General features: G+C 67.9%; 16 protein-coding genes. 10 read left to right on the forward strand and 6 right to left on the reverse strand.

The genetic code is table 11. The annotated features are described in order from the left end of the window. Window positions 1-63: 63 nt before the first annotated feature. The 6 genes from QO033_RS03720 (at window position 64) to QO033_RS03745 (ending at window position 7,450) form a co-directional block, all read left to right on the forward strand. Window positions 64-1,806: a heparinase II/III family protein gene (locus tag QO033_RS03720; RefSeq protein WP_284479586.1), complete on the forward strand. Its 1,743-nt coding sequence runs from the start codon at window positions 64-66 to the stop codon at window positions 1,804-1,806. A gap of 157 nt (window positions 1,807-1,963) precedes the next feature. Continuing rightward, complete coding sequence (gene purH / locus QO033_RS03725) at window positions 1,964-3,553, forward strand: bifunctional phosphoribosylaminoimidazolecarboxamide formyltransferase/IMP cyclohydrolase (protein ID WP_284479587.1); 1,590 nt, start codon at window positions 1,964-1,966, stop codon at window positions 3,551-3,553. 7 nt (window positions 3,554-3,560) lie between these two features. After that, entirely contained in the window at window positions 3,561-4,052 is a 492-nt protein-coding gene (gene lspA / locus QO033_RS03730; RefSeq protein WP_284479588.1) for a signal peptidase II, read from the forward strand. A 53-nt stretch (window positions 4,053-4,105) separates the two neighbouring features. After that, window positions 4,106-4,612 carry a DUF3035 domain-containing protein gene (locus tag QO033_RS03735; protein WP_284479589.1) on the forward strand — a complete coding sequence of 169 codons (507 nt, stop codon included), beginning with the start codon at window positions 4,106-4,108 and terminating at the stop codon, window positions 4,610-4,612. A gap of 163 nt (window positions 4,613-4,775) precedes the next feature. After that, complete coding sequence (locus QO033_RS03740) at window positions 4,776-6,137, forward strand: M16 family metallopeptidase (RefSeq protein ID WP_407682088.1); 1,362 nt, start codon at window positions 4,776-4,778, stop codon at window positions 6,135-6,137. Continuing rightward, window positions 6,137-7,450: a M16 family metallopeptidase gene (locus tag QO033_RS03745; RefSeq protein ID WP_284479745.1), complete on the forward strand. Its 1,314-nt coding sequence runs from the start codon at window positions 6,137-6,139 to the stop codon at window positions 7,448-7,450. The genes QO033_RS03740 and QO033_RS03745 overlap by 1 nt, the downstream gene beginning before the upstream one ends. A 32-nt stretch (window positions 7,451-7,482) precedes the next feature. Here the strand turns inward: QO033_RS03745 and QO033_RS03750 are convergent, their stop codons facing one another. From QO033_RS03750 to deoC, 4 genes are all read right to left on the reverse strand, one after another. Beyond that, entirely contained in the window at window positions 7,483-8,337 is an 855-nt protein-coding gene (locus QO033_RS03750; RefSeq protein WP_284479590.1) for a glycosyltransferase, read from the reverse strand. Continuing rightward, window positions 8,334-9,035 (reverse strand): polysaccharide deacetylase family protein, encoded by a 702-nt coding sequence (locus QO033_RS03755; RefSeq protein ID WP_284479591.1) that lies wholly within the window; start codon window positions 9,033-9,035, stop codon window positions 8,334-8,336. The genes QO033_RS03750 and QO033_RS03755 overlap by 4 nt, the downstream gene beginning before the upstream one ends. A gap of 178 nt (window positions 9,036-9,213) precedes the next feature. Beyond that, complete coding sequence (locus tag QO033_RS03760) at window positions 9,214-11,556, reverse strand: aldehyde dehydrogenase family protein (protein WP_284479592.1); 2,343 nt, start codon at window positions 11,554-11,556, stop codon at window positions 9,214-9,216. Window positions 11,557-11,607: 51 nt separating this feature from the next. Further along, entirely contained in the window at window positions 11,608-12,597 is a 990-nt protein-coding gene (gene deoC, locus QO033_RS03765) for a deoxyribose-phosphate aldolase (protein WP_284479593.1), read from the reverse strand. A gap of 165 nt (window positions 12,598-12,762) precedes the next feature. Here deoC and mutL point away from each other — a divergent pair, with 165 nt between their 5' ends. From mutL to QO033_RS03785, 4 genes are all read left to right on the forward strand, one after another. Beyond that, window positions 12,763-14,685: a DNA mismatch repair endonuclease MutL gene (mutL, locus tag QO033_RS03770; protein ID WP_284479594.1), complete on the forward strand. Its 1,923-nt coding sequence runs from the start codon at window positions 12,763-12,765 to the stop codon at window positions 14,683-14,685. Between the two features lie 84 nt (window positions 14,686-14,769). Continuing rightward, window positions 14,770-16,236: a DNA recombination protein RmuC gene (gene rmuC / locus QO033_RS03775; protein WP_284479595.1), complete on the forward strand. Its 1,467-nt coding sequence runs from the start codon at window positions 14,770-14,772 to the stop codon at window positions 16,234-16,236. 14 nt (window positions 16,237-16,250) lie between these two features. After that, window positions 16,251-17,600, forward strand: coding sequence for an adenylate/guanylate cyclase domain-containing protein (locus QO033_RS03780; protein ID WP_284479596.1), 1,350 nt, complete (start codon window positions 16,251-16,253; stop codon window positions 17,598-17,600). Between the two features lie 94 nt (window positions 17,601-17,694). Further along, window positions 17,695-18,009 (forward strand): DUF3775 domain-containing protein, encoded by a 315-nt coding sequence (locus QO033_RS03785; protein ID WP_284479597.1) that lies wholly within the window; start codon window positions 17,695-17,697, stop codon window positions 18,007-18,009. A 153-nt stretch (window positions 18,010-18,162) separates the two neighbouring features. Here the strand turns inward: QO033_RS03785 and QO033_RS03790 are convergent, their stop codons facing one another. Together QO033_RS03790 and QO033_RS03795 are read right to left on the reverse strand one after the other, a co-directional pair. Next, a complete protein-coding gene (locus tag QO033_RS03790; RefSeq protein ID WP_284479598.1) occupies window positions 18,163-19,305 on the reverse strand; it encodes a saccharopine dehydrogenase family protein in 1,143 nt (380 codons plus the stop codon). Between the two features lie 85 nt (window positions 19,306-19,390). Continuing rightward, window positions 19,391-20,443 (reverse strand): saccharopine dehydrogenase, encoded by a 1,053-nt coding sequence (locus QO033_RS03795; protein WP_284479599.1) that lies wholly within the window; start codon window positions 20,441-20,443, stop codon window positions 19,391-19,393. Between the last annotated feature and the right edge of the window lie 6 nt (window positions 20,444-20,449).

The following is a 20,449-nucleotide window of genomic DNA, read 5'->3' on the forward strand; positions in this document are numbered from 1 at the left end:
GACTTGCGCCTCGCCCGCCGCTATGCTCCGCGCAAACGCCAGAGAGCGTGAGAGGCAGCGCGCATGTCGAGTCCAGACAGTTTCGCCGGCCGCGGGACACGTGTCCTCAACCGGCTCTATGCCCGGCTGAGCCGGCGGCAGAAGGCCGCGACCGGCTTCGTGTCGCAGCCCGAACCGCGCACCATCGGCTCCTTCGCACGCGGCCGTCAGCTCATCGCCGGCAACCTGCTCTTCGCTGGTTACCTGATCGAATCGCGCGAAACCGCGCTCTGGGATGTCGAGGCGCCGAATGCAGCCTTCGATGCCGAGCGTCACGGTTTCGCCTGGCTGGACGATCTGGCCGCCGTCGGCGATCTGCCGGCACGGGCCCGGGCGCAGGCCTGGCTCTGGGGCTGGATCGACACCCATGGCGATGGCCGCGGCCCCGGCTGGACCCCGGATCTGGCGGGCCGCCGGGTGATCCGCTGGATCAACCACGCGCTGTTCCTGCTGCGCGGCCAGGACCGGGCCGCCAGCGACCGGTTTTATCGCGCGCTCGCGGCCCAGAGCTGGTTTCTGTCGAAACGCTGGCAGGGCGCCGCCCCCGGCCTGCCCAGGTTCGAGGCGCTGACCGGGCTGATCTATGCCGGCCTGTCGCTGGAGGGGCAGGAAAGCCTGGCCGATCCGGCGGTACGGGCGCTGGCCCGCGAATGCGACAGCCAGATCGACCATCAGGGCGGGCTACCCACCCGCAACCCCGAAGAGCTGCTGGAGGTCTTCACCCTGCTGACCTGGGCCGCCGCCGTGCTGCACGATGCCGGGCGCGGGGTACCGGTGCCGCATCAGGCGGCGATCGAGCGCATCGCCCCCACGCTGCGCACCCTGCGCCACGCCGATGGCGGACTGGCACGGTTTCACGGCGGCGGCCGCGGGATGGAGGGCCGGCTGGATCACGCGCTGGCCGCAAGTCACGTCAAGCCGCGCCATTCCGATGGGCTGGCGATGGGTTATGCCCGGCTGACCGGCGGCCGCACCACGCTGATCGTCGATGCCAGTGCGCCGCCGAAGGGCGCGGCCTCCTATAACGCCCATGCCTCGACGCTGGCGTTCGAGCTGACCTCGGGCCGCCGACCGCTGGTGGTCAACTGCGGCTCCGGCGCCTCCTTCGGGGTGGAATGGCGCCGCGCCGGGCGGGCGACGCCATCGCATTCGACGCTCTGCCTCGATGGCTATTCCAGTGCCCGGCTCGGCGATCCGGAACGCGGATCGGCGCGCGAATCCCTGGTCGACGAGCCGGTGCGGGTGCCGATCGAGATCTCCGAGATGGACGATGGCATCCGGTTCCAGGGCGGTCACGACGGCTATCTGCGCGGCTTCGGCCTGACCCATGCCCGCAGCCTCGAACTGACCTTCGATGGCCGCGGACTGGCCGCCGAGGACATGTTGCTGGCGGTCGAGGACCCCGACAAGCGGCGGTTCGACAAGGCAATGGACGCCACCGTGCTCTCCGGCATCGGCTTCGACATCCGCCTGCATCTCCACCCCGAGGTCGACGCCACCGTCGATCTGGGCGGTGCGGCGGTGTCGATGGCGCTGAAGAGCGGCGAGATCTGGGTGTTCCGCCATGACGGCAGCTGCAGCCTGGCGCTGGAACCCAGCGTCTATCTGGAAAAGGGCCGCCTGAAACCGCGCGCCAGCCAGCAGATCGTCCTCTCCGGCCGGGCGCTCAGCTATCATACCCGGGTGCGCTGGTCGCTGAGCAAGGCCCAGGATACCGCCATCGCGGTGCGCGACCTGCACCGCAACGAGACAGATTATTTCAACTGAGCCGGCCCCCCGCAAACCGCGCCACACCACCGATTCGCCGCGAAAAACCGCGTTCAGCCCCGCAAAACAGCGTGTTCTGGCGCATTCGGGTGGTTCTATCCCGCCGGGTTATGGATTATGCCGCGCTCAGGAACTCACCGAGATCAAGGATTGACTCATGACCGACCTGTACCCCGTTCGCCGTGCCCTGCTTTCCGTGTCCGACAAAACCGGCCTGATCGACCTGGGCCGCGCACTGGCCGAGCGCGGGGTCGAACTGATCAGCACCGGCGGCACCGCGCGCACCCTGCGCGATGCCGGGCTGGAGGTTCGCGATGTCTCCGAGATCACCGGTTTCCCGGAAATGATGGACGGCCGCGTCAAAACGCTGCACCCGATGGTGCATGGCGGTCTGCTGGCGCTGCGCGACGATGCCGCCCATGTGGCGGCGATGGAAACCCATCTGATCGCGCCAATCGACCTGCTGGTCGTCAACCTCTACCCGTTCGAGGAAACCGTCGCCAAGGGCGCCGATTACGCCACCTGCATCGAGAATATCGACATCGGCGGTCCGGCGATGATCCGCGCCGCGTCCAAGAACCACCTCTTCGTCAACGTCGTGGTGGACGTTCAGGATTACGATGCGCTGCTGGCCGAGCTGGATGCCAACGACGGCCAGACCACCTATGGCTTCCGCCAGAAACTGGCGCTGACCGCCTATGCCCGCACCGCCGCCTATGATGCTGCCGTCTCGACCTGGATGGCCGGCGCCCTGCAGGAGGAAGCGCCGCGCCGCCGCGCCTTTGCCGGCGAGCTGGCCCAGACCCTGCGCTATGGCGAGAACCCGCATCAGAAGGCCGCCTTCTACACCGACGGCAGCAACCGCCCGGGCGTGGCCACCGCGGTGCAGCATCAGGGCAAGGAACTGAGCTACAACAACATCAACGATACCGACGCGGCCTTCGAGCTGGTGGCGGAATTCGACCCCGAGGACACCGCGGCCTGCGCCATCATCAAACACGCCAACCCCTGCGGCGTGGCCAAGGGCGCGACCCTGCTGGAGGCCTATAAGGCCGCCTTCGACTGCGACCGCACCTCCGCCTTCGGCGGCATCGTGGCGCTGAACAAACCGCTCGATGCCGAAACCGCCGAGGAAATCACCGGCATCTTCACCGAAGTGGTGATCGCGCCCGGCGCCTCGGAGGAGGCCAAGGAAATCTTCGCCAAGAAGAAGAACCTGCGCCTGCTGACCACCGACGGGCTGCCCGACGTGATGGCCGGCGGCCAGACCTTCCGCCAGGTCGCCGGCGGCTTCCTGCTGCAGGACAAGGACAACGGCTTTATCGGCATGGACGATCTGAAGGTGGTGACCAAGATCGCCCCGACCGAAGAGCAGATGCGCGATCTTCTGTTCGCCTGGAAAGTCGCGAAACACGTCAAGTCGAACGCCATCGTCTACGTCAAGGATCAGGCCACCGTCGGGGTCGGCGCCGGCCAGATGAGCCGGGTGGACAGCGCGCTGATCGCCGCCAAGAAGGCCGAACGCATGGCTGAGGCGCTGGGTCTGCCGCAGCCGCTGACCATCGGGTCGGCCGTGGCCTCCGACGCCTTCTTCCCCTTCCCCGACGGGCTGATGGAGGCCGCCGCCGCCGGCGCCACCTGCGTCATCCAGCCGGGTGGATCGATGCGCGACAACGAGGTGATCGCCGCGGCGGACGAGGCCGGGCTGGCCATGGTCTTCACCGGCATGCGCCACTTCCGCCACTGAGCCGCCGATGCGCTTCTCGCTCCTGTTCTGGGCCGGTTTCTGGGCCTTTCTGCTGGATCAGGCCAGCAAGTACCTGGTCGTCCACTGGATGGGCCTGGCACGGCTGCGCAGCATCGACGTGCTGCCGCCGCTGCTGAACTTCCGCTATGGCGAGAATCGCGGCATCAACTTCGGGTTGCTGGACAACGGGGCCGATCTGTCGCGCTGGCTGCTGATCGGCTTTTCCGTCCTGGTCTGCCTGATCGTGCTAACCTGGGTGATGCGTGCCCAGCCGGCGCGCTGGATGCAGCTCTCCGCCGGCCTGCTGGTCGGCGGCGCGCTGGGGAACGTGATCGACCGCCTGCTCTACGGCTATGTGCTGGACTTTCTCAACATGTCCTGCTGCGGCTTCAACAACCCCTTCGTCTTCAATGTCGGCGACATCTTCATCTTCGTCGGCGCCGCCGGGCTGATCCTGTTCGAGGGGCGGAGCGGCGCGCGTCGGAAAAAGGCCCCGTGACCTCGGCGGGCAAATGCGCTAAAAGCGCCCGAAACAGGCGGGAGACGGTGGCCATGCGGCGCCCTCTGGGTATGATCATTCTGATGCTGGCGACCGTTGCAGTCGCCGGATGCTCGAACAAGGGATTGCGCCAGCTGCGCAGCGCGGGTCCCGGTCCGGACGAATTCATGATTCTGCCGGTCAAACCGCTGACCGCCCCGCAGAATTACTCCGAACTGCCGGCCCCGACGCCCGGCGGCAAGAACCTTGTCGATCCCACCCCCACCGGCGATGCGATGGCCGCGCTTGGCGGCCGCAGCATCGATGGCATTCCCGCCTCGGACGCGACCCTGATCACCGCCGCCAGCCGCAATGGGGTCGATCCCAACGTGCGCCAGGAACTGGCCGAAGTGGACGCCAAATTCCGCAAGCGCCAGTCGCGCATGACCCGTTTGCGCCTGTTCCGGGTCGACCGCTACGAACAGGCCTATCGCCGCCAGGCGCTCGATCCCTTCCCCACCACCGCGACCTATCGCGCGTCCGGGGCGGATACGCCCAGCTCGCCGCCCGAAAAACCCTGACCGGGCGCCGCCCGGCGCGGCAGCCTCTGTCAGATCCCGGCTTCCCTCGCGCAAACCGGGCTCCGGTCGGCTCACATTTCCGATACACCGCTTGAACCCTGCCCCTCCGGGCGTAGGTTGTCCGCGGTGACGTGACTTTGCGCGGACGACTGGAGGGTATCGCATGTTCAGAAAAATCGCCCTGGCGGGGGCATTTGCCGGCACCCTGGCGCTGCCGGCGCTGGCGACGGAAACCAGGGCCACCTCGGATATGGTCACCAGTTTCGAGCTGTCCAATGGCATGCAAGTCGTCGTGGTCGAGGATCACCGCGCCCCGGTGGTCCAGCAGATGGTCTGGTACAAGATCGGCGCCGCCGACGAAAAGCCCGGCACCTCGGGGATTGCGCATTTCCTCGAACACCTGATGTTCAAGGACACCAAGAACATGAAATCGGGCGAGCTGTCGGCCACGGTGGCGGCCAATGGCGGTCAGGACAATGCCTTCACCAGCTACGACTACACCGCCTATTTCCAGCGCGTCGCCGCCGACCGGCTGGGCCTGATGATGAAGATGGAGGCCGACCGGATGGTCAACCTCCAGCTGACCGAAGATGACATCGCCACCGAGCGGAACGTGATCCTGGAAGAGCGCAACATGCGGATCGAGAACAATCCCAGGGCGCTGTTTTCCGAACAGATGAACGCGGCGCAGTATCTCAACCATCACTACGGCATCCCGGTGATCGGCTGGAAACGCGAGATGGAACAGCTCGACCGCGCCGATGCGCTGGCCTTCTACCACACCTATTATGCCCCCAATAACGCCATCCTCGTGGTCTCGGGCGACGTCAGCCCCGACGAGGTGAAGACGCTGGCCGAGCAATATTACGGCGTGCTGCCCGCCAACCCCGATCTGCCGCCCCGCATCCGCCCGCAGGAGCCGCCGCAGCGCGCCGCCCGACGGCTGACGCTGAAGGACGCACGGGTGGCCCAGCCCTATCTCAGCCGGTCCTATCTGGCGCCCGAACGCGACCCCGGCGCACAGAAGCAGGCGGCCGCGCTCTATCTGCTGGCCGAGCTGCTGGGCGGTGGCCAGACCTCTTACCTGGCAGAGAAACTGCAGTTCGACAGCCATACCGCTGTCTATACCGGCGCCTTCTACAACGGTGTCGCGCTGGACGACACGACCTTCGACATCGTGCTGGTGCCGGGCCCGGGGGTGACGCTCAAGGATGCCGAGGCCGCACTCGACACCACGTTGAGCGATTTCATCGCCGGCGGCGTGGACAGCGATCAGCTCGACCGGATCAAGCTGCAGCTGCGCGCGGCGCAAATCTACGAACGCGACAATGTCTCGGGCATCGCCAACCGCTATGGCCGGGCGCTGGCGACCGGGCTCTCCGTCGAGGACGTGCAGGCCTGGCCCGATCTGCTGCAGGCGATCACCGAGGACGACATCCTGCAGGCGGCGAAAGACTTGCTGCGCCCGGAGACCTCTGTCACCGGCTGGCTGATGCGTGACGATGCGGCGGAGGTGACCCAATGATGAAGCGACTGATTTCTGCCCTGTTCCTGATCCTGCTGGCGCTGCCGGCCGCCGCCGCGGTGAAGATTCAGGAGATCACCAGCCCCGGCGGCATCACCGCCTGGCTGGTGGAGGATCACAGCATCCCCTTCACCGCGCTCGACATCCGGTTCCGTGGCGGCACCTCGCTCGACGCGCCGGGCAAGCGCGGCGCCACCAACCTGATGACCGGGCTGCTGGAAGAGGGCGCCGGCGATCTCGATGCCCAGGCCTATGCCCGCAGGCTGGAAAGCCTGGCCGCCTCTTTCGGGTTCAGCAGCGATGCCGATACCATCAAGGTTTCGGCCGAGATGCTGAGCGAGAACCGCGACGAGGCGGTCGCCCTGCTGCGCGACACGCTGCTGCATCCGCGCTTCGACCCCACCGCCATCGAACGGGTGCGCGCCCAGGTCCTCTCCGGCCTGCGGTCCGACGCCAAGGATCCCAACGAAATCGCCGGCGCCGCCTTCCGCAAGATGGCCTATGGCGATCACCCCTATGGCAGCGACGGCAAGGGCACGATCAACAGCATCGGCGATCTGACCCGCGACGATCTGGTCACCGCGCATCAGGGCGCGCTGGCCCGTGACCGGATGTATGTCGCCGCCGTCGGCGACATCACCCCCGAGGCGCTGGGACAGATGCTGGACACCCTGCTGGGCGACCTGCCCGAGACCGGCACGCCGCTGCCGCCCAAGGCCGATGTCACCATCACCGGCGGCACCACCGTGATCCCCTTCGACACGCCGCAATCGGTGGCGCTGTTCGGTCAGCGCGGGATGGACCGCGACGATCCGGATTTCTTCGCCGCCTATGTGCTGAACACCATCCTCGGCGGGGGCTCGTTTGAGAGCCGCCTGATGACCGAGGTGCGCGAGAAGCGCGGCCTGACCTATGGCGTCTATTCCTATCTGGTGCCGCGCGATCTGGCGGCGGTCTACATGGGCAGCGTCGCCTCCGGCAACGACCGCATCGCCAAGGCGATCCAGGTCATCCACGACGAATGGGTGCGGATGCAGACCGAGGGCGTGACCGAGAAGGAGCTGCAGGATGCCAAGACCTATCTGACCGGCGCCTACCCGCTGCGCTTCGACGGCAACAGCCGGATCGCCGCGATAATGGTCGGCATGCAGATGGACGGCCGGCCGATCGACTACATCGCCACCCGCAACGACAAGATCAACGCGGTGACGCAGGACGACGTGAACCGGGTCGCGGCCAAATTGCTCGACCCCGATCAGCTGCACTTCGTCGTGGTCGGCCAGCCCACCGGGCTGGAGAGCGAAACCAACTGACCTGACGACCGATCGGAAGGGCGCGGCCGGCCTCAGGCGGTGTCGCGCCCCCGTTCCCAGCGGCTCCGGTTGGCGAAAAGCGGCGTCCGCACTGCCAGCGCCACACCGGCATAGACCGCAAAGCCCAGCGGATCGCAGACCAGCAGCGCCAGCTTGCGCAGCCCCGTCGGAGCGGTGCGGCCGCGATTCGCCTGCAGCTCGGGGTAGCGCCCGAACAGCTCTTCCAGCCCCTCGTTCTGGCGCCGCCGGACCCGCACCAGCCGCGCCAGGCCCTCGGCGATGGGCCAGGAATAGGTCTCAGGCACCGCGACCATCTCGGGCGCGGTGAAATGGCTGCGCACAAAGATATCGTCCGAGATCACCTCGGGGATCTCCTCCCAGCGGGCACGGCCGGCCCCGTTCACGCCATAGACACCGCAGCCCGCCACGCTCTTTGCCATGAAGGGCAGCCGCTGCCAGAACCGCGCATATTGCCGCGATACCCAGGTTTCCGCCCGCCGAATGCGCGGCCGGCCGCTGGCATAGCAGGGCGTCTCGCGGTCCAGCACCCGGCCCAGGGCCGCGATCAGCCCGGGGGTGACATGGATATCGGCATCCACGAACAGCAGGGCCCCGTGCCGCGCTGCCGCACTGCCGGCATTCATCGCGCCGGTCTTGCTGCCCTTTTCCAGATCAAGCACCCGGAACCCCCAGCCCCGCGCCGCGAAGGCCGGCGCCAGCGCCTCGGCTTCGGCCACGGTATTGTCACGACAGCCGTTGGCGACCACGATCACCTCCGGCGGCAGACCGTTGGCACCGTCGCCGGGCCGCTCCGACCGCAGGATCAGCTCCAGCGTCTCGCCGATGTAGCCCTCTTCGTTATAGGCCGGGATGATGACCGAGATCATGCTGCCCCTCCCGCCGGCAAAAGCCGCTTGCGCGCCAGCCCGATCAGGCGGCGCGGCCGGCGCCGCAGCGCCACATGCCCGTTCAGCGCCTCGGTCAGCCGCGCCTCGGACATCTCGGCATCGATGCAGTTGCGCGGACGCAGGAAGCCATCTTGCCGCGCCTGCCCCCAATCGCTGGTGAACAGCGCCCCGAAGCCCTCGGTGGCGATCCGGCCCGCCACCCGCCGGTCATAAAGCCCGAAGGGCGCCGCCGCCCAGTCGATCGCCTGCCCGGACAGGTCCGCCAACTCGGCCCTCGCGTCGCGAAACTCCTGCTGGCGTCCGGTGGCATCCAGCTGGCGCCAGTCGCGGTGATCGCGCCCATGCAGGCCGATCCGCTGCCCTGCGGCCGCCAGCGCCGTCACCTCTTCGCGCCGCAGCGATCCCGGCTGGTCCAGCCGCCCCGCCAGCAGGAAGAACACCGCTGTGAGACCCCGCGCCTCAAGCTCCGGCAGGGCGATCCCGATATCCGAGGCATTGCCATCGTCGAAGGTGATCAGCGGTGCCGCCGGCCCCATGGCCGCGATCCGGTCGAGAATCGCGCAAAAGCGGTCGCGGCTCAGCCAAAAACGGGCCTCGCCCGGCTCCAGCTGCCGCGCCGGGCTGCCAAGACCGTGGAAAATCAGAACCGTCTGATATGTGTCCGAGGAAAGCGCCAAAAATCAAAGACCGAAAACTGACAGGATTTCGGCGCGATTATGTGTGCATTACCCTAGGTCACAAGAAAAATGTCACCCTTCCGGCGATTTGACCGGCCGCTGTGGCCCCAGCAGCCACAGGCGGCCCCACGCCCGCCTTACCACAGCGGCAACGAGCACGCCCCCGTGTCTCCTGCGGTCAGGCGCCGTAGGGCACCCAGACGGTCTTCTCCTCGCTTGCCTGTTCCAGAAAGGGGCGCAGGTCGGCGTCAAACCAGTCGTGCGCCAGCCCATCGTTGACCCAGGTGCGTTTCAGATTACCGGCCGCCGCCGCCTCGATCTCGGCCGAAAGAGCGGTGGAGGAGAAGCTCCAGACCGCATCCACCCCCAGATGCGCCGCCAGCGGCCCGGCCAGATCGGCATGCGGGCCGGTCAGGATATTGACCACACCGGCCGGCACGTCCGAGGTGTCGAGGATCTGATAGAAATCCGTGGCCGCCAGCGGAAAGGGCTCCGACGCCGCCAGAACCACCCGGTTGCCCAGTGCGATGGCCGGTGCCATCGCCTTGACCAGCCCCAGCAGCGGCGCCTCGTCCGCACAGAGCGCGCCGATGATCCCCACCGGCTCCTTCAGCGCCACCGCCAGGCCGCGCAGCGGCACATTGGCGGTGCGCCCGTCCCATTTGTCGGCCCAGGCGGCGGCAGTGAACAGGTGCTGGATCGCGGCCTCCACCTCTCTTGCGCCATGGCGTTTGCCGGTCATCGCATCAATGCGGTGGGAGAACTCCCCGGCCCGGGCAGAGAGATTCTCGGCGATGTAATAGAGAATCTGCGCCCGCAGGTGACCGGTCGTGCCAGCCCAGCCGGCGGCGCCCTGCGCCGCCTCCACCGCGTTGCGCACATCCTTGCGCCCGGCGATCGGCGCCTGCCCCAGCAGCGCGCCGGCCTTCGACCAGATCGCCTGGGAGTAGCCGCCATCGGGCCGTGCCTGCTTGCCGCCGATATAGAGCTTGGGCGTGCGGTCGACCGGATCGACCGGCCCGCCACGGCCCGCCGGCATCGCCACGACCGGGGCCAGCGGTTTCGCCGTCGCCCGGGGCTGGGTGTAGGCCGCCAGCCCCTCCGATCCGCCTTCCCGGCCAAAGCCGCTTTCGCGCAGCCCCCCGAACGGGGCGGCCGCATCGAACAGGTTGGCGGCATTCACCCAGACCACGCCGGCCACCAGTTTCGGCGCGATGTCCAGCGCCGTACTGATATTCTCGCTCCAGACGGTGGCGGCCAGCCCATAGCGGCTGTTGTTGGCCAGCTGCACCGCTTCCGCCGGCGTGCGGAAGGTGGTGGAGACGAGGACAGGGCCGAAAATCTCCTCCTGCATCAGCGGGTCGGAGGGCGCCAGGCCGGTGATCAGCGTCGGCGGATAGAAACAGCCCGCCGCCGGCAGGTCACAGATGGCGCGATGAGCGGCGCCGGCGCCATTGGCGGCAACCATATCGGCGACACGGGCAAGCTGTTCGGCACTGACCAGCGCCCCGACATCGGTGCATTTGTCCAGCGGATCGCCAACCCGCAGCCGATCCATCCGCGCCCGCAGCTTCACGTGAAACCGGTCCGCGACGGATTCCTGCACCAGCAGACGCGAGCCGGCACAGCAGACCTGCCCCTGGTTGAACCAGATGGCATCCACCAGCCCCTCGACGGCGGAGTCCAAATCCGCGTCCTCGAAGACGATGTAAGGCGACTTGCCGCCCAGCTCCAAAGTCAGCGCCTTGCCTGACCCGGCCGTCGCCACGCGGATCCGGCGCCCCACCTCGGTCGAGCCGGTAAAGGCGATCTTGTCGATGCCCGGATGGGTGACGATCATCTCACCCACCGCCCCGTCGCCGGTGACGATATTGACCACGCCCTTCGGCAGCCCGGCCTGCCGGCAGATATCGGCGAAAAGCATCGCGGTGAGAGTGGTCTGTTCGGCCGGTTTCAGCACCACGGTGTTGCCGGCCGCCAGTGCCGGGGCAACCTTCCACGCCAGCATCAGCAGCGGGAAATTCCAGGGGATGATCTGGCCGCAGACCCCCAGCGCCCGCTGATCGGGCAGCTCGACCTCCATCAACTGGGCCAAGCCCGCGTGATAATAGAAATGCCGCTGCGCCAGCGGCACATCCAGATCGCGGGCCTCGCGGATCGGTTTGCCACTGTCCAGAGTCTCCAGCACCGCGAACAGCCGCGCGTGTTTCTGCAAGAGCCGCGCCAGCGCATACAGATGGCGCGCCCGACCGGACCCGCCCAACCCCTCCCACTTCGGTTGCGCCTTGCGGGCGGCGGCGACGGCGGCGTCGACATCTTCGGCCGTGGCCTGGGTCAGGTGCGCCAGAACCTCCCCCGTCGCGGGATTGATCGCGTCGAAGCTCGCGCCGGGGTCGGTGAACTGGCCGTCGATGAACTGGCCGAAACAATCGCCCTGATCGACCAGCCAGCTCAGCGCCTCGACGGCGCTCTCGGGGGCGGGACCGTATTCCATCGTCTCGAAAATCTCTTTGACGGTCATGGCTTCTTCTCTGCTCAAATACTCAACTGTCCGACGCGCGCCGCGCCCGCCTCAGCCCGCCGCATGGCAATAGCCAGCGGAATAAGCGCCGGTGACATGGTGTTCCAGCTGCCGTTCGATATCCCCCAGAAGCGAGGAGGCGCCGAAGCGAAACAGGTCGGGCTGCAGCCAGCGGTCGCCCAGCTCCTCCTTGATCAGCGACAGATAGACCAGCGCATCCTTGGCCTTGGAAATCCCGCCGGCGGGTTTATAGCCGACGCGGATGCCGGTGCGGTCGTAATAGTCGCGGATCGCCCGGATCATCACCAGCGACACCGGCAGCGTGGCGTTCACCGCCTCCTTGCCGGTGGAGGTCTTGATGAAATCCGCCCCCGCCATCATGCAGACCAGCGAGGCACGAGCGACATTCTTCAGCGTCCCGAGCTCCCCCGTCGCCAGGATCGCCTTCACATGCGCCTCGCCGCAGGCCTCGCGGAACAGCCGCATCTCGTCGTAGAGCGCCTGCCAGTTGCCCTCCAGCACATGGCGGCGGGAAATCACGATGTCGATCTCCTCGGCCCCGGCGGCGACGCTTTCTCCGATCTCGGCCAGCCGCAGCGCGAAGGGCGACAGCCCGGCGGGAAAGCCGGTGGAGACGGCGGCGACCGGGATGCCAGACCCCTTGAGCGCGGCGACGGCGGGCGCCACCATCTCGTGATAAACACAGACCGCGCCGGTATGGAGGCTGTCGAAGCCGAGGGCGGCCAGCAGATCGGCGCGCAACGGCTGGCGCGCCTTGGCGCACAGCCGGCGGACCCGTTCGGCGGTGTCGTCGCCGGCGAGCGTGGTCAGGTCGATGCAGGTGATCGCCTTCAGCAGCCAGGCGGCCTGATAGTCCTTCTTGACGCTGCGGCGCGCCGGCAAGCTGGCGCAGCGGCGTTCGATGGCGGACCGGTTGGCGGTGGCCGCCCGCACCCAGGCCATGTCCAGCGGCAGGCCCGGATTGCGCGGGTCCGAGACCAACGGCAACTGGGTGGTGGCGGCGATCTCTGTGGTGGTCATGGGGCAGGATATCCGGGTCGGTCAGGTCGCGCAGAGGCTCGCATGGGGGCGCCGGCTTGGCAAGCGATGGCAGGCGCCAAAGCGACCCCGGCGGCCCCCGGCACGACGCAGATCAGCGGGTTTCCACACTGGAAGAATCGCCGCCCGTTCGCTACATCTGGGGGCATGGTTACCCCCGACCCCCAGATCAGCGACATTCCCCGCCCGGTCATCCGGCAACTGGACGAGGCGGCGATCAACCGCATCGCCGCCGGCGAGGTTGTCGAACGCCCCGCCTCCGCCGTCAAGGAACTGGTGGAGAACGCCATCGATGCCGGTGCCACCCGGATCGGCATCGAAGTCGCCGACGGTGGCAAGACGCTGATCCGGGCCACCGACAATGGCTGCGGCATCGCCCCGGTCGATCTGCCCTTGGCCATGGCCCGCCATGCCACCTCGAAGATCGACGGCTCGGACCTTCTGAACATCCATACCTTCGGATTTCGCGGCGAGGCGCTGCCCTCGCTCGGCGCGGTCGGGCGGCTGACCATCACCAGCCGGTCCCCGGGGGCGGAGGCCGCCAGCATCCGTGTCGCCGGCGGCCGGATGGAGCCGGTGAAGCCCGCCGCCCTGCGCGCCGGCACGGTGGTCGAACTGCGCGATCTCTTCTTCGCCACCCCGGCCCGCCTGAAATTCATGCGTTCGGATCGTGCCGAATCGCAGGCGATCACCGATATCGTCAAACGGCTGGCGATGGCGGAACCCTCTGTCGGCTTCACCCTGCGCGATGTCTCCGGCGGTGGCGAGGGGCGGGTAACCTTCCGCGCCGATGCGGAAACCGGCGATCTGTTCGATGCGCTCGGCGCCCGGCTGGGGCAGGTGATGGGGCGGGAGTTCGTCGAAAATGCCCTGCCTATCGACGCCACCCGCGACGGCATCCGCCTGTTCGGCTATGCCGCGCTGCCGACCTATTCGCGCGGCGCGGCGGTGGCGCAGTATCTCTTCGTCAATGCCCGGCCGGTGCGCGACAAGATGCTGACCGGCGCGCTCCGCGCGGCCTATTTCGATTTCCTCAGCCGTGACCGGCATCCGGCGGCGGCGCTGTTCATCGATTGCGACCCGACGCTGGTCGACGTCAACGTTCACCCTGCCAAATCCGAGGTGCGGTTTCGCGATCCCGGCGTGCCGCGCGGGCTGATCGTCTCTGCCCTGCGCCATGCGCTGGCCGAGGCCGGGCACCGTGCCTCCTCCACCGTCGCCTCCGCCACGCTGGGAGCGATGCGGCCCGAACCCATGGGAGAGACGCCGCGCGTCTATCAGATGGATCGCCCCTCGCTCGGCGCGCGGATCGCGTCCTATCGGGCACAAAGCCCCGAGGGGATGGTGCCGGCCCCGGCCTATGGCGCTCTGGCGCCCGGCCATGAGCCACCGGCACGGGCAGAGCCCGGTTTCGCCGAATTCTCCACCGCCTACAGCGGCCGGGTGGTCGAAGACAGCGCGCCGCCGCCCGATCAGGCACCGCTGGAGTCCCTGCCCCTCGGCGCCGCGCGCGGCCAGGTGCATGAGAATTACATCATCGCCCAGACCGAACGCGGCATGGTGATCGTCGATCAGCACGCGGCGCATGAACGGCTGGTCTATGAAAAGCTGAAAAAGCAGATGGCGGAAAACGGTGTCGCCGCCCAGGCGTTGCTGATCCCGGAGATCGTCGAACTTTCCGCCGGTGATTGTGCCCGGCTGCTGGAGGTGGCAACGGAGCTGGAACGTTTCGGTCTCGGCATCGAGGCTTTCGGCGGCTCCGCCGTGGCGGTGCGCGAAACCCCGGCGATCCTGGGCGAAGTGAATGCCGAGGCGATGCTGCGCGATATCCTGGATGAGCTGGACGATGATGGCGAAAGCAATCTGGTACAGGCGAAGATCGAGGCGATCCTGTCCCGCGTCGCCTGCCATGGTTCGATCCGCTCCGGCCGCCGCATGCGGGCGGAGGAGATGAACGCGCTGCTGCGGGAGATGGAGGCGACGCCCCATTCCGGCCAGTGCAACCATGGCCGACCCACCTACGTCGAACTCAAGCTGTCGGATATCGAACGGCTGTTCGGCCGGACCTGAGCCGCGCCCCGGGCTTGCTTTTTCCTCTGCGGTGGGTCAACTGGAAGGCAGCGGAACCAAACAAGAACAACGACGAGGCACTCCATGACCGCGGATGAGATTTTCGCCAGGCTACAGGCCCTGCCGCCCGAGCAGGTGTTTGGCTGGGCCGCCGCCGTGCTGGGGCTGATCGCCCTCGTCCTGCTGCTCCGCCTCGCCGGGCTGAGACGGCTGAAACCGGAGCTGGCGGCGATGCGGGCCGATCTGGCCGCAGCCGAGGCCGAAGGCCAGACCCTGCGCGAGGCCCTGGCCGAGACCCGCGCCCAGTCCGCCCGGATTCCCGAGCTGCTGCAATCGCTGGACGACCTGCGCAACCTGCACGGCGACGAACAGCAGCTGCGCATCAGCGCCGAAACCGAATTGCGCACCCTGAAGGCCGAACACGAGGCCCGGCTGGAAGAGCTGCGCGGCATGAAGAAGGAGATGGAGGACCGGTTTTCCACCCTCGCCGCCGGGGTACTGCGGCAGAATTCGGAAAGCTTCCTGAAGCTCGCCTCGGAACGGTTCAAGTCGCATGAGGTGACCGCCAGCGAGGATCTGGAAAAGCGCAAGCTCGCCATCGAAAATCTGGTCAAGCCGCTGAACGAACGGCTGACCGTCTTCGATACCCGCATCAAGGAGATCGAGAAGGCCCGGGGCGAAGCCTATGGCGCGATCCAGCAGCAGGTGCGCCTGCTGGCAGAGGGGCAGCAGGCGCTGGGGACCGAGACGCGCAAACTGGTGCAGGCGCTGCGCGCGCCCAAGACCCGCGGCCGCTGGGGCGAGATGCAGCTGCGGCAGGTGTTCGACATGGCCGGCATGGCCGAGCACGTCGATTACACGCTGGAACACCATATGCAGACCGACGACGGTGCCCGACGCCCCGACGCCATCGTCCAGATCCCCGGCGGCAAGAGCATCGTCGTCGATGCCAAGACCCCGCTGGAGGCCTATCTGGACGCGCTGGAAAGCGAGACGCCGGAGCTGCAGCAAAGCAATCTGGCCCGCCATGCCCGGCATGTCCGCGACCATGTGAAACTGCTGTCGTCCAAGGCCTATCAGGACCAGATCCCGACGACGCCGGATTTCGTGGTGATGTTCATCCCCGGCGAAACCTTCGTCGCCGCCGCGGTGGAGAGCGACCCAGAGCTGATCGAATTCGCCTTTGAGCGCAAGGTGCTGATCGCCACCCCCACGACTCTTATGGCGCTGGTCAAGGCGATCGCCTACGGTTGGCAACAGGAGAAGATGGCGGAAAATGCGCTGGAGGTGCAGAAGGTGGCCAAGGATCTCTATGACCGGCTGAACACCTTCGGCAGCCATCTGGATGCGGTCGGCAAGGCGCTGAACCGCTCCGTCGATCATTACAACAAGGCCGTCGGCTCGCTGGAGACGCGGGTGCTGCCCTCGGCCCGCAAGTTCGAGGCGATGGGCGTGGTCACCCAGGGCTCCGAGATCGAGAGCCCGACGCTGGTGGAAAGCCAGACCCGCAGCCTGTCCTCGCTGCCCGAGCGCGGCGCGGATCAGGGCTGAGGCGCGCCGCTCGCATGGCCCTGCCGCAGGAGACGATCCAGCTGTTCCGCCAGGCCGAGCTGCGGGCGGAGGCGCTGGTCGGGGTGCTGAGGATGCTGGCGGCGGCGGCGCTGGCGCTGTCCTTCGCGCTGGCCGTCGCCGACCGCCCTGTGCCCGACACCGCCTCTGCGGCGGTGCTGAGCCGCCAGTGGCTCTATGCCTTCGGCATGATGGGCGCCTATTTCGCCCTGGGGGCGCTGTCCTGGCTCGGCTACCGCAGGGGCTGGCTGAAGATCTGGATGGTCTGGCCGGCGGCGACGGCGGATTGCCTGTTCTTTCTGGTCGGGGTCTGGGTCGGGATGGTCAACACCCACCTGCCCGGCAGCCATACCTTTGTCTTCCCCTCGGTCTGGCTGGCACCGGTGGTACTGTCCTTCGGGGTGCTGCGCTTCAACCCCGGCATTCAGGCCTATATCGCGATCCTCACCGTCGCTGGGCTGCTGCTGCTGATCAGCGTGCCCGCCGGGCCCGGGTTCGAGCCGCGCGCCGGCGCCGCGGCGGTGTTCCTGTCGTTTCCGCCCAACGTGATGCGCGTGGCGATGCTGGCGCTGGCCTGCGTCGTACTGGTGCTGGCCGGCGTGCGCACCCGCTGGCTGCTGCTGCGGTCGCTGACCGAGGCGCAGAAGGCGCTGAACCTCACCCGCTACCTGCCGGCGCAGCTGGCCCCCCGGCTGGCCGCCGGCGGGCTCGACGATCTGCGCCGCGGCCGCTGGCACGAGGCGGCGGTGCTGTTCATCGACCTGCGCGGCTTCACCGGGCTCAGCCAGAACATGACCGCCGCCGAGCTGGCCGATTTCGCCACCGAATACCGCCGCCGGGTGGCGATCGTGGCGACCGAAACCAATGGCATTCTCGACAAGTTCATGGGCGATGCGGCAATGATCGTCTTCGAGGACAGCGGCACTCCGCAGAAGGCAGCCCGGGCCTGCCTGGATTGCGCCTTCGGCCTGCAGCAACAGATCGCCGATTGGTCGGCGGCCCGTCAGGCGCAGGGGCTGGCGCCGCTGGCCGCCGGCGTCGGGGCCCATTGGGGCGCGGTCTTCAGCGGCGTGGTCGGCCCCGGCGAACGGCTGGAATACTCCATCTTCGGCGACACGGTGAACACCGCCGCGCGTCTGGAGGAGGAGACAAAACGCCTGGCAGCCGCTATCGTGGTGTCCTGCGACCTGCTGCATGCGGCCGGACAGGACCCCGGGGCGCCGCCCTGGGACATCGCCGCGGAAACCGCCCTGCGCGGCCGCGCAGGCGCGCTGCAGCTGCGCGGGTTGCGCCTGCCGCCGGAGGCCGGCCCGCCGGGGCTGGCGCCGGTCGGGAATTCCCGCTAAGCCGCGACAGGCCGCGCGGTTTGCGCAGGATCAACCACGCCGCGCCCCGGATCGCTATGCTGGTGCCCGAGGCTGCGAACAGGAGGACGAACAGATGGAGATTTCCCCCCGCAAGGTCGCGCAGGTCGCCGTGATGGCCCGCGAGATCGACCGTGCCGAAGGTGAGATGCGCGCCTTCATCGACCGGATGAGCGAGGACGAACAGGCAGAGCTGGTGGCGATCATGTGGATCGGCCGCGAGAGCTTTTTCGCCGAGGATTTCGAGGAAGCGGTCGAGACCGCCAAGCAGGAAGCCTCGACCCCCTGTTCGGATTACCTGATCGGCACCCCGCATCTGGCCGACCACCTGGAAAACGGGCTCGACGCGCTCGGCATCTCGGCCGAGGACGAGGAAAACGACCTGATGTGATGGCGCCGGCCCCCGTCGGGGCCCGGCTGACGCGCCTGCGGCGCGTGCCTTCGGCGAGAGTATTTTCGCAGAGAAGAAGCTAGGAGGCGCCCGGCCGCAGAGCTTGGCGCGCCGCGCAGGAGGGGCCCCGAAGGGCCCCTTTGCAGCATCGGATCAGGCGGTCTGATCGACGATTTCGAGGTGCTGGACCAGCGTGCCGATCTCGGCCATCCAGTCGCCGATCAGCGCCGGCGCCGAGGGCGCCGCATGCACGCCCGGTTCGATCCGGCCGGCCAGCACCGCCTCGACCGCCAGCGCCACGGTGATGGAGACCAGCCGCGCCATCGCGGTGCCGCGCTCATCCCCCCAGGCATCCATCACATAGGTCTTGTGCCAGACCTCCAGGCCATCCTTCTCGGCATTCAGATCGACGCAGAGGATCACCCGGTCGGGTTCGCCCTCGTCATAGGCGTTCTCGTCCCAGAACTGATCCGACATCTCTTTCAGCCGGGCATCGCCCTCGGGGCCGGTCAGCGTCTCGACCTCCTTGAAGACATCGGCCCAGGCCTCGGCCCAGCCGCCGAGCCGCAGGGTGCCGCGGACGAAATCCTTCACCGGCCAGGCGGGATCGAAGCCGTATTCGGCCATGAAGGGCAGGCTGTCGCGGTTGGGATAAACCTCGAAATCCTCGACCTCGGGCAGCGGCGCGGTATAGGTCGAGATCGCGTCCCAGGGGCGATCGACCTTCAGTTCCGCGTAATCCTTCAGCGACCGCGACGGCGAGCGCAGCGCCTTCAGCACCCCGAGCGGCGACCAGGAGAACTTGTAACGGAAGTCATTGGGGATCTTCGGCACCCCGCCGCAATAGGACAGGAAACTGAGGTGATTGGCCGGGTCGAAGGCGTCGGAGGCGCGATAATCGGCCATCAGCGCATGGGCCATCAGATGGTCAATGCCGGGGTCGAGGCCGACCTCGTTCACCAGCACCACGCCGGCAGCCTTGGCGCTGTCGTCCAGCGCCCGCATCTCCGGCGCGATATAGGAGGAGGAGACGAAATTCGCGCCCTTCGAGATCGCCAGTTCCGCCAACGGCACATGCCAGTCGCCGGGCAGCATGGAGACGACGATATCGCCTTTCTCCAGCACCGCGCCCAGAGTGTCGATGTCGAAGGCGCGGATGTCATCGGTCAGATCGCCGACCGCCTCGCGCGCCTTCTCCACCGTCCGGTTCCAGACGGTGACGGTCTTGCCGCCTTCGATCAGCCTGCGCAGGCCGGGAATGGCCGAGAGGCCTGTGCCGCACCAATGGATCGTCATGGGTCGTTCCCCTTTCGTCGTATGTCGGTTGCGCCCGCCGCAGCGGGCCGGTTGAGGGCCGGTGAAGGCCGGTCGCAGGCCCGGATCAGCCCGCCACGTGCTGTTTAAAGATCGCCTCGGCCCGGCCCCAGACCCCGGAGGCGAGATCGTCCAACGTCAGAAGCGACGCCAGCAGCTGGGCGGCGTAGTCTTCCGAGCTTTCCGCCGGCAGCATCGAGGGCAGGTTGTCGATCGCCATCACGTCCAGCACCGGCGCCTCGGCCACGCGCAGCACCGGTGCCGCCCAGGTGGTGGCGCGGTCATAGACCGGCACCGGGTTGTAATCGCTGTCCGGATCGCAGGCGACATCGCCGATGGCGGTCAGCCTGCGGTCGGCGGTCAGCGCCGATTTCGGGACGAAGACCGGGGTGCCCGGGCGGGCGAAGATGCAGTTCAGAAACAGCTCGTGATCGAGGATCTCGGGGAAAGGGCCGCCGCTGGCGGTCTCTGCCATGTCCCATTTGGTCACCGCGACGCCCATCGCCTCGCAGAGATCCGCCGCGCCGGTGCCGACGCGGCCGAGCGCCCCGATCACGATGGCGCGCGGACGATCCCGCTGCAGCGCGTCGAGCTCGGCGCCGAGCTCGGCCAGCAGCGCCTCCTTGCCGGCATAGACGCCGACCGGGCCGCAGATGCCGCCGCGCTGCTGTGCCGCCCAGGCCTTCAGCGTGACGGCAGCGCCGGCGTAGCCCGCCCAATAGCCGAAGGCGGCGACCCGGCGCCCGGTGTCATCCACCAGATATTCCAGATCGTAGAGCGTGCCGCCACCATCGCGGAACCGCCGCAACAGCGCCTTGCCGGAGTGCTGCCCCTTGAAGGCGTGACCGAACATGATGTGGCGATGCGGCAGGGGGGTGCTGTCGTCGGGCAGCTCCTTCAGCCCGAAGATGATCGCATCGCGCGGTGCCTCGGGCCAGGCGTTCTCTGCCGCGATGGCGCAGCCGGCCTCGCGGTAGCCGTCGATCGGGATCGCCCGGACCGAGCTCTCCTCGACCGTGACCTGAATGCCCCGGGCGATCAGCGCCGCCGCGCCCTCGGGGGTCAGACCCACGCGCTCCTCGTTCGGGCGCTGTTCTGCACGGACCCAGAGATGCGTCATCGCCGG

The organism is Pseudodonghicola flavimaris, assembly GCF_030164425.1.
Lineage (GTDB): Bacteria > Pseudomonadota > Alphaproteobacteria > Rhodobacterales > Rhodobacteraceae > Pseudodonghicola > Pseudodonghicola flavimaris.

Coding starts and splice junctions, on each gene's coding strand:
- QO033_RS03745 (WP_284479745.1), top strand. CDS start 6,137: ATGAAGCGACTGATTTCTGCCCTGTTCCTGATCCTGCTGGCGCTGCCG.
- deoC (WP_284479593.1), bottom strand. CDS start 12,597: ATGACCACCACAGAGATCGCCGCCACCACCCAGTTGCCGTTGGTCTCG.
- QO033_RS03795 (WP_284479599.1), bottom strand. CDS start 20,443: ATGACGCATCTCTGGGTCCGTGCAGAACAGCGCCCGAACGAGGAGCGC.
- purH (WP_284479587.1), top strand. CDS start 1,964: ATGACCGACCTGTACCCCGTTCGCCGTGCCCTGCTTTCCGTGTCCGAC.
- QO033_RS03735 (WP_284479589.1), top strand. CDS start 4,106: ATGCGGCGCCCTCTGGGTATGATCATTCTGATGCTGGCGACCGTTGCA.
- QO033_RS03720 (WP_284479586.1), top strand. CDS start 64: ATGTCGAGTCCAGACAGTTTCGCCGGCCGCGGGACACGTGTCCTCAAC.
- QO033_RS03785 (WP_284479597.1), top strand. CDS start 17,695: ATGGAGATTTCCCCCCGCAAGGTCGCGCAGGTCGCCGTGATGGCCCGC.
- mutL (WP_284479594.1), top strand. CDS start 12,763: ATGGTTACCCCCGACCCCCAGATCAGCGACATTCCCCGCCCGGTCATC.
- rmuC (WP_284479595.1), top strand. CDS start 14,770: ATGACCGCGGATGAGATTTTCGCCAGGCTACAGGCCCTGCCGCCCGAG.
- QO033_RS03750 (WP_284479590.1), bottom strand. CDS start 8,337: ATGATCTCGGTCATCATCCCGGCCTATAACGAAGAGGGCTACATCGGC.
- QO033_RS03790 (WP_284479598.1), bottom strand. CDS start 19,305: ATGACGATCCATTGGTGCGGCACAGGCCTCTCGGCCATTCCCGGCCTG.
- QO033_RS03780 (WP_284479596.1), top strand. CDS start 16,251: ATGGCCCTGCCGCAGGAGACGATCCAGCTGTTCCGCCAGGCCGAGCTG.
- QO033_RS03740 (WP_407682088.1), top strand. CDS start 4,776: ATGTTCAGAAAAATCGCCCTGGCGGGGGCATTTGCCGGCACCCTGGCG.
- QO033_RS03760 (WP_284479592.1), bottom strand. CDS start 11,556: ATGACCGTCAAAGAGATTTTCGAGACGATGGAATACGGTCCCGCCCCC.
- lspA (WP_284479588.1), top strand. CDS start 3,561: ATGCGCTTCTCGCTCCTGTTCTGGGCCGGTTTCTGGGCCTTTCTGCTG.